General features: G+C 70.2%; 10 protein-coding genes and 1 tRNA gene. 3 read left to right on the top strand and 8 right to left on the bottom strand.

All coding sequences use genetic code 11. The annotated features are described in order from the left end of the window. Positions 1 to 17: 17 nt before the first annotated feature. Both M2266_RS23745 and M2266_RS23740 read right to left on the bottom strand, forming a co-directional pair. Positions 18 to 91: transfer RNA gene (locus tag M2266_RS23745), tRNA-Met, on the bottom strand. 41 nt (positions 92 to 132) lie between these two features. Continuing rightward, on the bottom strand, positions 133 to 2991 hold the full coding sequence (locus tag M2266_RS23740) for a UPF0182 family protein (protein ID WP_277441328.1): 2859 nt from the start codon (positions 2989 to 2991) through the stop codon (positions 133 to 135). A 131-nt stretch (positions 2992 to 3122) separates the two neighbouring features. Between M2266_RS23740 and M2266_RS23735 the strand changes: the two genes are divergently transcribed. Continuing rightward, the gene (locus M2266_RS23735; RefSeq protein WP_277440003.1) at positions 3123 to 3677 is read left to right on the top strand and encodes a PPA1309 family protein; all 555 of its coding nucleotides are present in this window, start codon (positions 3123 to 3125) and stop codon (positions 3675 to 3677) included. Between the two features lie 187 nt (positions 3678 to 3864). Here the strand turns inward: M2266_RS23735 and M2266_RS23730 are convergent, their stop codons facing one another. From M2266_RS23730 to M2266_RS23720, 3 genes are all read right to left on the bottom strand, one after another. Beyond that, positions 3865 to 4941, bottom strand: coding sequence for a PDZ domain-containing protein (locus M2266_RS23730; RefSeq protein WP_277440002.1), 1077 nt, complete (start codon positions 4939 to 4941; stop codon positions 3865 to 3867). Between the two features lie 544 nt (positions 4942 to 5485). Beyond that, positions 5486 to 5944: a molybdenum cofactor biosynthesis protein MoaE gene (locus M2266_RS23725; protein WP_277440001.1), complete on the bottom strand. Its 459-nt coding sequence runs from the start codon at positions 5942 to 5944 to the stop codon at positions 5486 to 5488. 84 nt (positions 5945 to 6028) lie between these two features. Beyond that, the gene (locus M2266_RS23720) at positions 6029 to 7132 is read right to left on the bottom strand and encodes an SDR family oxidoreductase (protein ID WP_277440000.1); all 1104 of its coding nucleotides are present in this window, start codon (positions 7130 to 7132) and stop codon (positions 6029 to 6031) included. Between the two features lie 141 nt (positions 7133 to 7273). Here M2266_RS23720 and M2266_RS23715 point away from each other — a divergent pair, with 141 nt between their 5' ends. Beyond that, on the top strand, positions 7274 to 8719 hold the full coding sequence (locus M2266_RS23715) for a zinc-dependent metalloprotease (RefSeq protein ID WP_277439999.1): 1446 nt from the start codon (positions 7274 to 7276) through the stop codon (positions 8717 to 8719). Further along, positions 8716 to 9243, top strand: a complete 528-nt coding sequence (locus M2266_RS23710; RefSeq protein WP_277439998.1) for an NUDIX hydrolase — start codon at positions 8716 to 8718, stop codon at positions 9241 to 9243. Before M2266_RS23715 ends, M2266_RS23710 begins: the two co-directional genes overlap by 4 nt. Before the next feature lie 36 nt (positions 9244 to 9279). Here M2266_RS23710 and M2266_RS23705 read toward each other — a convergent pair whose 3' ends face one another. Genes M2266_RS23705 through M2266_RS23695 form a run of 3 tightly spaced genes read right to left on the bottom strand, consistent with a single transcriptional unit; the run spans position 9280 to position 12379 of the window. Beyond that, a complete protein-coding gene (locus tag M2266_RS23705) occupies positions 9280 to 10050 on the bottom strand; it encodes an AIM24 family protein (protein ID WP_277439997.1) in 771 nt (256 codons plus the stop codon). A 16-nt stretch (positions 10051 to 10066) separates the two neighbouring features. Next, on the bottom strand, positions 10067 to 10750 hold the full coding sequence (locus tag M2266_RS23700; RefSeq protein ID WP_277439996.1) for an AIM24 family protein: 684 nt from the start codon (positions 10748 to 10750) through the stop codon (positions 10067 to 10069). A gap of 6 nt (positions 10751 to 10756) precedes the next feature. Then, positions 10757 to 12379 carry a TerD family protein gene (locus M2266_RS23695; RefSeq protein ID WP_277439995.1) on the bottom strand — a complete coding sequence of 541 codons (1623 nt, stop codon included), beginning with the start codon at positions 12377 to 12379 and terminating at the stop codon, positions 10757 to 10759. Between the last annotated feature and the right edge of the window lie 10 nt (positions 12380 to 12389).

Here is a 12389-nt window from a genome sequence, read left to right as displayed (position 1 = left end):
CCGAGCCTCTTCTGCAGTAGCGGGGACAGGATTTGAACCTGCGACCTCTGGGTTATGAGCCCAGCGAGCTACCGAGCTGCTCCACCCCGCGCCGTTGTGTCGCAACCGTACCACGACGCGAGGTGTGTCTGATCAGCCCTTCTTTGCCGCCTTCTGCTCCGCTTCCACCGCCTTCTGGAGGGCCGCGGCGAGCTGCTTCTGCGCCTCGCCGTACTTGGCCCAGTCCCCGGCCTTCATCGCCTCCTGGCTCGCGTCGAGCGCCTTCTGAGCCTCCGAGAGCGCCGCGGCGACCGTCGGATCGGGCGCCGGCTGCGTGGGCTGCCCGCTACTCGGTGGCGGCTGGGTACTGGAGCCGTCCACACCGAACACCTCGTCGAGCGCCTCACCGAGCGTCGGCTTGAAGCCGATCTGATTGCCGTAGGTGACCAACACGCTGCGCATCAGCGGGTAGTTCGTCCCGGCACCCCGTACGTACACCGGCTCGATGTACATCAGGCCGCCGTCCAGCGGGACCGTGAGCAGGTTGCCGTACTCGACCGTGGAGTCGGCGCCCGCGCGTTTCAACTGGTTGATCTGCGGGGCGACCTTGGGATCGGAGTTGAGCTTGCTCTGTACCTGCTGCGGTCCGTCCACCGTGCTGCTGGGCGGCAGCTTCAGCAGTCTGATCGCGCCGTAGTCCTTGCTCGTCGCGTTCGCGTCGACCGACATGAACGCGCTCAGGTTGTCCCGCTTGCTCGGCGTGAACGTGGTGGTGAGCGAGAACGACTGGGCGCTCTGGTCCGGCATCTTCAGACTCAGGTAGTAGGGCGGGACCGCCTTGCCCGTCTTCGCCGCCGGGTCGTCCGGGACCTGCCACACCTCGCTGCCGCTGTAGAACTGCGCGGCGTTGGTGACGTGGTACTTGGTCAGCAGCTGGCGCTGCACCTTGAACAGGTCCTGCGGGTACCGCAGGTGCGCCATCAGCTCGGGGCTGATCTTGCTCTTGTCCTTCACCGTGCCGGGGAAGGCCTTCATCCAGGTCTTCAGCACCGGGTCCTTCGCGTCCCACTGGTACAGCGTGACGTCGCCGGTGTACGCGTCCACGGTCGCCTTGACCGAGTTGCGGATGTAGTTGACCTGGTTCTGCTGGGCGAGCACCGTGCGCTGGCCGTCGGTCAGCGAGTCGGCCGTGGTGTCCCCCAGCGTGGTGCGGGAGGCGTACGGATAGCCGTTCGTGGTCGTGTAGGCGTCCACGATCCACTGCACATGGTGGTTGACGACCGACGGGTACGGATCGCCGTCGATCGTGAGCCACGGGGCGACGGCCTCGACCCGCTCCTTGGGCGTCCGGTTGTAGAGCACCTTGGAGCCCTTGCCGATCGCCCCGGAGTACAGGATCTGCGGCTCGCCGAAGCTCACCGCGTACGCGGCGCGCGTGATCGGGTTGTCGAGCCCGACGCCGCTCTTGCCGTCATAGGTGAAGGACTTCTCGCCGTTCTTGTCGGCGTAGTCGAGCTCCGGCGTCGGTCCGCCGACGATCGAGTACTGCTTCGTCTGCTCGCCGTAGTAGATCCGCTGCTGGTACGGGCCCAGGTCGCCGGTGGAGGGCAGGTCCTTCTCCATGAAGGCCGGAGCACCGTCCACCGTCGAGGTCCCCTTGGCCGCGACGACGCCGTATCCATGGGTGTACTTGAAGTGGTCGTTGATCCAGTTGCTCTCGGGGATGCCGTTGATGTTCAGCTCGCGCACACCGACGACCGTGTCCTGCTCCTTGCCGTCGATCGTGTACCGGTCGACGTCGAGCGTGGACGGGAAGTCGTAGTAGCCGCGGGTCTGCTGCACCTGCCGGAAGGTCGGCGAGACCACGTTCGGGTCCAGCAGGCGCACGCTCGCGGTCGTGTTGGCGTCGGCGCGCAGCGTGTCCTTGTTCGCGGAGGTGGTCCCCGGGTACGGGGCCACCTTGGTGTCCTCGATCCCGTAGGCCTCGCGCGTGGCGTCGATGTTCTTCTGGATGTACGGCGCTTCCTTGGCGGCCTCGTTCGGCTGCACCTGGAACTTCTGCACGATCGCCGGATACAGCCCGCCGATCAGGATCGCGGAGAGCACCATCAGACCGAAGCCGATCATCGGCAGCGACCAGGTGCGCCGCCACAGCGTCGCGAAGAACAGCAGCGCGCAGATGATCGCGATGGCGAAGAGGATGTTCTTCGCCGGCAGGTACGCGTTCGCGTCCACATAGCGCAGACCGGTCCAGCTGCTGGTGGCCTTGAAGTCGCTCGACTTCACCGCGAGCCCGTAGCGGTCCAGCCAGTACGCGACGGCCTTGAGTGACACGAAGAGGCCCAGCAGCACCGACAGGTGCCCGGTGGCCGCCCCGGTGGCCCGGCCGCCGGGCGACGTGATCCGCAGGCCCCCGTACAGGTAGTGCACCAGCGCGGCCGCCACCAGCCCGAGCACCACGGCCGCGAAGCCGAAGCTCAGCAGGAAGCGGTACCAGGGAAGGTCGAAGGCGTAGAACGCCACGTCCTTGTGGAACTGCGGATCCTTCGTGCCGAACTGCGTGGCGTTCGTGTACAGCAGCCACGTACGCCACTGGCCGGACGCCGAGCCGCCGGCGATGAGGCCGACCATCGCGCAGACTGCGAGCAGCACCCACTTCTTGTACGGCGCGATGCCCATGCGGTACCGGTCGAGGCTCTGCTGCTCCAGCGACATCGCGCTGAGCGGCGGCCGGAGCCGGTGGGCCAGGAAGATGTTGACGCCGACGGCCGCGGCCATCAGCAGGCCGAAGGTGAAGAACAGGCCGATCTTCGTCCACAGGGTGGTGGTGAAGACCGAGGAGTAGTGGACCGAGCGGTACCAGAGCCAGTCCGTCCAGAAGCCCGCGAACATGACGAACGCGATGGTGAGCACGATCAGCGCGCCCAGCGTCATCAGGAGCGTCCGGGTACGCCGGGACGGACGGCCGAGTCTGATCCGCGGCCCGGTCGGACCTCCGCCGCGGTCCGGCATCTGGAATACCAAGGTGCGCACCTCGAAGTGTCGGTGTCTACGGGTGTCCCGGGTCGGACCCCCACTGGTGCAACTTATTCACGCTTTACTCGGTTCCCGATTTTGGCCCGGGAACAGGCAGGATATTGACCATGTCCAACATTGCGACCGATGGAGCACCTCTCGCGGCCAGCCCGCTGACCCGTGCCGTACTGGAGATCGACGAATACGCGTCCGGTCTCGGCTGGGACCGGCCCGCGCGGCTGTTCGCCCTGGTCGACACCGCACGCCTGCGTACACAGGAACCGGGCCTGGCCGACCAGCTGGGACTCGCGGAGAAGAACGCCGGGGCGCTGACCCCGGTCGAGCAGGACGAGCTGCCCGAAGGCAAGGCCCTGGACGAGTTTCTCGCCACGATCGCCTGGCCCGATGTGATCGCCGGCTGCGCCATGACGGTGGAGCGGCTGATGCTGCCGCCGTCCGCGGAGGCGGCGATCCCGGAAGGGCTGGACGACGCCAAGCTCGCGAAGTGGGTCGCGGAGCACCCCGAGCGCCAGGAGGTGCGGATGACGGTCGCCGTGCTGCGCAACGGGGCCCGCGAGTCGGCCATCAGGCTGCGGTCCAAGGACACCGCCACCGAGGTCCTGACCGGCTCCGACCTCGTACCGGGCCTGGCCGAGGCGCTGGCCGCCACCTTCGAGAGCTGAGCGCGAGGGCGGGTCCCGCGTGGGGCCCGCCCTCCGCCGGCCCGCCCTGTGCCGGTCAGCTCTCCGCCGACCGCCCCGTGCCGACCGGCCCTGTGCCGGTCAGCTCTCCGCCGACCGCCCCATGCCGACCCGCTCTCCGCCGGTCAGCTCTCCGCCGACCGCCCCATGCCGACCCGCTCTCCGCCGGTCAGCTCTTCGAACAGCTCGGCAGGGCGGCGGACCGGCCGGCCTTGATGTTCTCCAGGGCCGCCATGGCGTCGTCTATCGTGCCCACCTTGACGAGGGTGAGGCCGGAGGGGATGTCCTTGACGGCCTCGGCACAGTTGTCGGCCGGGGTGAGGAAGTACTCCGCGCCCTGGCCGCGCGCGCCGATCGTCTTGAGCCCGATGCCGCCGATCGGTCCGACCTTGCCGCTGTCGTCGATCGTGCCGGTACCGGCGACGAACTTCCCGCCGGTCATGTCGCCCGGGGTGAGCTTGTCGACGATGCCGAGGGCGAACATCAGGCCCGCGCTCGGACCGCCGACGTCGGCGAGCTTGATGTCGATGGTGAACGGGAAGAGGTGCTCGACGCCCGCCTGGATACCGACGACCGCCCGCGCCTTGCCCTCGTCCGTCGACTTCCGGGTGGTGACCACGACCTCCCGCGTCGCGCCGTCCTTCTTCTTGGCGGCCGCCTCGGGGATGACCGTGAAGACGACGTTCTGCCCCGGCTGGTGCTTGGTGACGAGCTTGGCGACGTCGCCCGGCTCCTTCACCTCGGTGCCGTCCACCGCCTTGATCACGTCGCCCGCGTGCAGCTTGCCCTCGGAGGCGCTGTCCTTGACGACCGCGCCGACGATGACGCGCGAGGAGACCGGGATGTTCAGCTTCTCGAGCGCCGACACCTTCGCACTGTCCTGGGACTGGGTGAACTCCTCGGCGTTCTGCTGATCGGCCTGCTCGGCGGTCTGCCCCTGGGGGTAGAGGGTGTCGTGCTCGACGACCTTCTCGTCATGACCGATCCAGCCGACCACGGCCTCCACCAGATTCATCCGGTAGTCCGCGCCGGTGACCCGGACGGTGGTCATGTTGAGATGACCGGTCGTCGGATAGGTCTGGTGCCCGGAGATCTGCAGGACCGGTTCACCCCCGTGGTCACCCAGGGTGTTGACGGTCGGCCCGGGAGACATCTCGGCGTACGGCGCCGGGGTCAGAAGGGCGACGCACAGCAGCGCTATCAGCGTCAGGGTCGCGGCGATCAGCGTCGCGGTGCGGCGTGGCATGCCACGAATGTACGGGACCGGTCCGACAAACGGCCCGCTGGGCCGGTCCGTGGGGGCCGGGACGCCTGGAGCGCGACTATCCGGAATGGGACTTCTGCATCGCCTCGCGGAACCGCTCGTAGTCCGCGAGCGAGGATCCGTCGCCGGTGGCACGGGTGCGCGCCGCCCAGCTACCCCAGACAGTGGCGACGAGCACGGCCACAAGCGGAATGAGCAACCAAGCCAGCGCTGCCATGAAGTACTCCCGACCCGCGAACGCCGAATGTGGACCTATGAGCAGATTAACCACCCAGTAGGACAACGGTCGGGGCGGGTCGGGAGTTACGCAACCGGAGAGAAGCGGCGCTAGGCCATACGGCTCTACGCGCCTTCCGGCAAGTCGCCGCTACCCGCCGACCCGCCCACCCGTCACCCGACCACCACCCCTATCGGACAGCGCTACGCGCCGACCCGCCCACCCGTCACCCGACCACCACCCCCATCGGACAGCGCTACGCGCCGACCCGCCCACCCGTCGCCCGACCACCACCCCTATCGGACAGCGCTACGCGCCGACCCATTCTTCTTGGCCGTCTGCGAAGGTCTGGTGCTTCCAGATCGGGACCTCGGCCTTGAGCTCGTCGATCAGCCGGCGGCAGGCCGCGAACGCCTCGCCGCGGTGCGGGCAGGAAACCGCCACGACCACCGCCAGATCGCCCACACGGAGGTCGCCCACACGGTGTACCGCCGCCAGCGCCCGCACGGGGAACTCCGCCGCGATCTTCTCCGCGATCCGCCGCATCTCCGCCTCCGCGGTGGGGTGCGAGGAGTAACCGAGAGCCGTCACGGCCGCGCCGGAACCGCCGTCGTGGTCCCGTACGGTCCCGACGAACAGCGCCGTACCGCCCGCGGCCTCGTGACCGACGGCCGCGAACACCTCGTCCACGGACAGGGGCGTGTCGCGGATCTCCAGGAGCCGGATCGGGTGCTGCGCGTCAGCGTGCGTGGGTGCCATGCGGCACATGCTGCCTCATCCGCCCACGATGCGGAAGTTCGATTCCGCCGACCGCGTCGCCGGGGGTTCGGTGCCGTCCGGCGTCCTCCCGTCCTAGATTCCGCGCCGCTTGCGGGCCCTGCGCACCAGGGCGGCCGTGCCCACCAGGGCGACCGTCGCGCCGGCCGCGCCCAGGGTGGTGGCGTCCTTGCGGCCCAGCCGGCGGCCGGCGACGGAGTTGCGGCCCGCGACCTCCTCCAGGAGCTGGGCCAGCACCTCCTCGTTGGTCCACTGGGGCCGCCAGCCCGCCTCGTGCAGCCGGCTGCCGCTGACCACCCACGGGTGCATCGTGTACGCCAGGTCGCCGGCCGGGGACGGGGTGAGGCCGAGGCGGTGCAGACGCGAGGCGGCGCCGAAGGCGATGGCCGGCGGCAGCTCCATCCGGCGGATGCCCGACAGCTCCTCGACCTCCTCCTGCTCCAGCCAGCCGTCACAGCCGACCGCCATCTCCCCGTCCACCTTCTCCAGGACCGCGTACTCCAGCGCCGACACCAGGTCCTCGACGTGGCAGAACTGCCAGCAGGGCCGGCTGCCCGCCACCACGAGGAGCCGCGGCGACTCGAAGTACCTGGTCAGCGCCGTGTCCGTGCCGCCGACGAGGACCGCGGGGCGCAGGATCGTCACGTTCAGCCCCGGGTGGGCCCGCGGGGCGCGGCGGCCGAGCCGCTCGATCTCCAGCAGGTCGTCGACGAAGCTGGCCTCGGCGGTGGCCCGCAGCGGGGCGTCCTCCGCGAGCGGCACGTCGTTGTCGGCCTGCGCGCCGTAGACCATCGCCGAGGTGCACAGCACCGCCCGGCGCACCCCGGCGGCGGCCGCCGCGGTGAGCACCGTCTGGGTGCCGCGCACGTTGAAGGCGGTGCGTGCCTTGGGGTCGGACTCCAGATCGAGGTCGAGTCCCAGATGGACGACGACGTCGACGCCACGCAGTTTCTCCGCGATGGCCGGGTCGCGCACGTCCAGGACCCGCCAGGTTGCTCCTGGCACGTCCCCGCGGCGTTCGTCGATCGCGACGACCTTCTTGATCTCGTCGGACTCGACGAGCCGCAGCGCGAGCAGGTGGCCGAGGCCGGACGCCGCACCGGTGATCGCCACCACAGGACCTGCGGGGGCCTTGGACGGGCTCCGCTCTGGGCGAACGTGTGCTTCTGGGGAACTCACCGGGTGTCTCCCACGGTTGTTTCTGGTACGAGGTGCGCACTTGCTACGCAGCCATCCTGCCTGACTGGTGTCTAGGCTGGAGGTACAGCCCACAACACACCGCCCCAGACACAGCCCCAACACATAGAGCCGAGGAAACCCGTGAGCGACCACCCATTCGGATTCGGCGTCCCTCCCGAGGAGCCCGAGGACGGGGACGAGGGCAAGAAGCAGGGCGCCGGCGGGTCGGGGCAGGGGCCTGCCGACAACCCCTTCGGCTTCGGTGGCGTGAATCCGTTCGGCGGCGCCGGCGGGGACAACCCCTTCGCCGCGATGTTCGGCTCCCTGAACCCCAATGACCTCGGTGCCGCCTTCCAGCAGCTCGGCCAGATGCTCTCGTACGAGGGCGGCCCGGTGAACTGGGACATGGCCAAGGACATCGCGCGCCAGACCGTCGCGCAGGGCACCCCGGACGGCGTCAAGGACGCGAGCGTCGGCCCGGCCGAGCGCAGCTGGGTCTCCGAGGCCGTCCGGCTGGCCGACCTGTGGCTGGACGGGGCGACGTCGCTGCCCTCCGGCTCGAGCAGCGCCGTGGCGTGGAGCCGCGCCGAGTGGGTCGAGGCGACCCTGCCGGCGTGGAAGGAACTGGTGGACCCGGTCGCGGAGCGGGTCGGCGCCGCCATGGGCGATGTCCTGCCCGAGGAGATGCAGGCCATGTCCGGGCCGCTGCTCGGGATGATGCGCTCCATGGGCGGAGCGATGTTCGGCAGCCAGATCGGCCAGGCGCTGGGCACTCTGGCGGGTGAGGTGGTCGGCTCCACCGACGTGAGCCTCCCGCTGGGCCCGGCCGGCAGGTCCGCGCTGCTCCCCGCGAACATCGCGGCCTTCGGTGAGGGCCTGGGGGTCCCCCAGGAGGAGGTGCGGCTGTACCTGGCGCTGCGCGAGGCCGCCCACCAGCGGCTCTTCGCCCACGTGCCGTGGCTGCGGGCACACCTGTTCGGCGCCGTGGAGGGATACGCGCGGGGCATCAAGGTCGACACGACGAAGCTGGAGGACGCGGTCGGCCAGCTCGACCCGTCGAACCCCGAGGCCATGCAGGAAGCGCTGGCGCAGGGCATGTTCCAGCCCGAGGACACCCCCGAGCAGAAGGCGGCCCTGGCCCGGCTGGAGACGGCGCTCGCGCTCGTCGAGGGCTGGGTGGACGCGGTCGTGCACGCCGCCGCGGCCCCGCACCTGCCGTCCGCCGCGGCGCTGCGCGAGACGCTGCGCCGTCGCCGGGCGACCGGCGGGCCCGCCGAGCAGACGTTCGCGACGCTCATCGGCCTGGAGCTGCGCCCGCGCCGGCTGCGCGACGCCTCCCGGCTGTGGGCCTCGCTGACCGACGCCCGCGGCGTCGACGGCCGGGACGGCCTGTGGGAGCACCCGGACATGCTGCCCACCGCCGAGGACCTGGACGATCCTGACGGCTTCGTGCACCGCGAGACCGCCGACTTCTCCGAGCTCGACAAGATGCTCGGCGAGGCCGCCGAGAAGCGCCTGTCCAAGGGCGACGTGGCCAAGGGCGACGCGGACGAGAACGACGAGAGCAAGGACGACGAGGGCAAGTGAGTCTGCACGCGGACGCGGTGCGCGTCCTGAAGGAGTGGGACGCACCCGACCCCGGCCAGGAGAAGTTGCGGCTGGAGTACCTGGACCACCTCGACGGCACGCCCGACGGCATGTGGAAGGCGTCCCAGCCGGGGCACATCACCGCCAGCGCGCTGGTGGTGGACCCGGCGAGCGGTCGGGTGCTGCTGACGCTGCACCGGAAGCTGCGGATGTGGCTGCAGATGGGCGGCCACTGCGAGCCGGAGGACGCCACACTGGCGGCCGCCGCGCTGCGCGAGGCCACCGAGGAGTCCGGCATCCCCGGGCTGACGCTGCTGCGTCCGGGACCGGTGAACCTGGACCGGCACCTGACGCCCTGCGCCTGGCACCTGGACGTGCAGTACGCGGCGATCGCGCCGGCCGGCGCGGTCGAGGCGATCAGTGACGAGTCGCTGGACCTGCGCTGGTACGCCTATGACGAGGTCGGCTCGGTCGCCGACGGCTCGGTGGAAACGCTGCTGGCCCGTACCCGCGCGCTGCTCTGAGGCGGCGCGCGGGCACGGCCCGTGGCGGTGTGCGGCTCAGCGGTTGTTGGTCCAGATGTTGCCCTGGTTCTGGGCGTGGGCGCCCTGCTGGCCCACCCCGAACTGGGCGCGCAGGCCCTGACCGATCTGCGCGTTCTGCGGCGGCATCAGCTCGCTGGGCTGCACCAGGACGTATCCCTGGCCCACGAAGTTGAGCTCCCAGCCCTCTCCGGTGTTGCCGCGCCGGCGGTAGACCGAGGAACTGCTGGTCTGCGCCTGCATCTGGACCCGCAGCGAGGACGACCAGGCGACCACCGCGTCGGCGTCGCAGGAGACGTACTTGTCCGGGGTGACCGGCATCAGCAGCGGCTTGCCCGAGGTCATCAGCGCGACCTTGCCCTGGCCCGAGATGTTCAGGTTGTAGGCGCCGGTGCCGGACAGGCCAAACTGGCTGTCCACGGCGATCACGTCCCAGTGCAGCCCGGAGTCGAGGGCGAGCACGTAGGCGCTGTCCACGGTGAGGCCGTCATGGTCGACGTCCACGACGTGGATGTGCTGGGCCAGGTTGGCGAGGTACACCGTGCCCTGCCCGGAGCAGCGCATCAGATCCAGGCCCTCGCCGGTGGCCATGCGCGCGCCGCCCTGATTGCGCGACTGGAACTCGCCGTCGAATTCGATCATGCCCTGGTAGGCGACCATCGCGCCCTTGCGGGCGAGGCAGTCACGGCCGGAGTTGCCCTCCAGCTTGACCCGTAGCAGGTACGGGTTCTGGAGTGCGTAGAGGTCGTTCGACTGGACCTCGGTGTTCGCGAAAAGTGGGCTCTGCATAATCGGTCGCTCCCCCTCAGCCCCGTGCCCGGAGGCGGTCTGTGCTGTCCTCGCTGGGCTGTACGACGACGAAGCCCTGGCCGGAGAACGCGATCTGGAACGCCTCGCCGCTGCCCCGCCCGATCAGGGAGGACGCCTTGAAGCTGCGCTTGGCCTTCATCTTGAGCCCCGACGACCAGGCCACGAGTGCGTCCGGGTCGACGTAGGTCTCGTCGGCGCCGCTTCCGCAGTCGACGACGATCGGTGTGCCGCGCGAGGTGATGGCGACCCAGCCGGTGCCCTTCACCCCCACGTTGAACAGGCCCTGCCCGGCGAACTTGGCGAGCCCCTTGACCCGCTCGACGCCCCACTGGAGGTGCGCGTCGAAGGCGAGCAGGTTGGTGCCGTTGACCGACAGGGACTCGTTGTTGAGGTTCACGCACACCACGTCGGCGCCGTAGTCGGCCAGGTAGAGCAGGCCGTCGCCGGTGCACTTCATCAGCGGCGCGCCCTCACCGGTGAGCCACTGTGAGGCCATCTGCCGGACGGCGGGCGGGTTGGGCTCGTACTGGACGAAGCCCTCGTAGGCGACCATCGAGCCCGTGCGGGCGAACAGGTCCTGGCCGGTCTGCATGGCGACCTTGAGCATCGCCGAGCCGTGGGTGTCCATCCGGGCGGTCACCGGGGCCGGTGCGTAGCCCGCGATCATCTGCTGGTCCATTGCGGGTCACACCTCGTAGGGCTGGACGACGATGAAGTTGCCGGGAGCGCCGCGGAACTGGAGGTTCACGGTCTCTCCGCTGTGGCCGGGGTAGGCGTTCCTGCGCAGCCGGACCTGGCTGGAGATGATCACCTGGGACGCCGCCGACCAGGCGACGATCGCGTTGCAGTCCGCGTACGTGGTCGGGGTGACCGGCAGCACCACGGGGGTGCCGTGGGTCTTGACGATGATCGTCCCGGTGCCCTGGAACTGCATCGTGAAGAGCGCGCCGCCGGGGATACCGTGGCCCTCGATCCGGCGCACCTCGTACTGCAGGCTCTCGTCGAACGCGAGCACGTTCTCCGAGGAGACGCAGATGGCGTCGCCCTGGAGTTCGATCGGGTGCAGATGGGCGCCGTTCTCCGCGAAGAAGACCTGGCCCTGGCCCGTGCAGCGCATCAGCTGCATCTCCTGGCCGGTGGCGCCGCCGACGATCCGGCCGGCGAACCCGGCGCCCTTGTAGCTGTACTCGACCTTGCCCTGGTAGAGCACCATGCTGCCCTGGCGGGCGAGCACCGGCTGGCCGCCGGCCTGCGAGAGGTCGGCCCGCACCATCTTGTTGTTCTGCTGCGTCCACCGCTGGCCGGTGGGCGTCTCGCGGAACTTCTGCAGGGCGCCGGAGATCCCGCCGGCCGGCTGGCCGGCCTGCGGCTGGCCGTACGGAGCCGGCTGGCCCGGCACCTGGCCGAACTGGGGCTGGCCCGGCGGCTGGCCGAACTGCGGCTGCCCGTACTGCGGCGGGCCGGGGGGCTGGCCGAACTGCTGGCCCGGCGGCGGCCCCGGCGGCGGGACCTGGCCGAACTGCGGCTGGCCGGGAGCCTGCGGCGGGGCCGCCAGCGGCGCGATCATGGTCTGCTGCTGGTGTATCGACGGGTTGCCCGGGGGCGGCGTGAAGCCCTGCGCGGCGGCCGGCTGCGGGGGGCCGGGCGGGGCGCCGAAGGCCGGAGCGGGCTGCGGCGGGCCGGCCGGTGTGCCGAACGAGGGGGCGGGTGCGGCACCGCCGGGCGGCGGGGCGAAGCCGGGGGCGCCGCCCTGCTGCGGCGGCGCGGCGGCCGGTGCCTCCTCGGCGACCTCGCCGCCGAAGTTGCGCAGCAGCGCGTCCAGCCCGCCGTCGAAGCCCTGGCCGACGGCGGCGAAGCGCCACACGTCCTTGAGGTAGACGTCGGCGAGCATCACCGCGCGCTCGGTGCTGAACTCGGCGCCGGTGAAGCTGTAGCGCGCGACCTCCGCACCGCCGGCGACGATCCGGATGTATCCGGGGCCCACCTGCGACATCTGGCCGTTGCCGTCGATGGTCGCGGTGAAGGAGAGTTTGCGGATCTTCGGGGGAATCCGGTCGAGCGTCACGCGGAAGGACTCGCTGTCCCCCGCCTGCGCGCCGAGTTGCTGGATGGATTCCTCGGGCGACTTGGGCTGGTTGAAGAAGATGAAGTAACTGTCGTCGGACAGCTGCTCCTTCTCGTCGAGCCCGAAGCAGCTGATGTCGAACGACAGGCCGGGCCCGGCGATCTGCACACCGATGTACAGATCCGTCCCCGCCGTGAGATCACTGATCTTGGCCTTGTGGCCACGCTGGAATTCCCTGGCCATACGAACGACC

It is taken from the genome of Streptomyces sp. SPB162 (genome assembly GCF_029504575.1).
In the GTDB taxonomy this organism is placed as follows: domain Bacteria; phylum Actinomycetota; class Actinomycetes; order Streptomycetales; family Streptomycetaceae; genus Actinacidiphila.
The sequence above is the reverse complement of the archived record's forward strand: the minus strand, read 5'-3'. Positions and strand labels throughout refer to the sequence as shown.

Bases quoted from the DNA above. Each gene is read 5' to 3' on its own strand.
- M2266_RS23740 (WP_277441328.1), bottom strand. From the start codon at position 2,991: ATGCCGGACCGCGGCGGAGGTCCGACCGGGCCGCGGATCAGACTCGGC.
- M2266_RS23735 (WP_277440003.1), top strand. From the start codon at position 3,123: ATGTCCAACATTGCGACCGATGGAGCACCTCTCGCGGCCAGCCCGCTG.
- M2266_RS23730 (WP_277440002.1), bottom strand. From the start codon at position 4,941: ATGCCACGCCGCACCGCGACGCTGATCGCCGCGACCCTGACGCTGATA.
- M2266_RS23725 (WP_277440001.1), bottom strand. From the start codon at position 5,944: ATGTGCCGCATGGCACCCACGCACGCTGACGCGCAGCACCCGATCCGG.
- M2266_RS23705 (WP_277439997.1), bottom strand. From the start codon at position 10,050: ATGCAGAGCCCACTTTTCGCGAACACCGAGGTCCAGTCGAACGACCTC.
- M2266_RS23700 (WP_277439996.1), bottom strand. From the start codon at position 10,750: ATGGACCAGCAGATGATCGCGGGCTACGCACCGGCCCCGGTGACCGCC.
- M2266_RS23695 (WP_277439995.1), bottom strand. From the start codon at position 12,379: ATGGCCAGGGAATTCCAGCGTGGCCACAAGGCCAAGATCAGTGATCTC.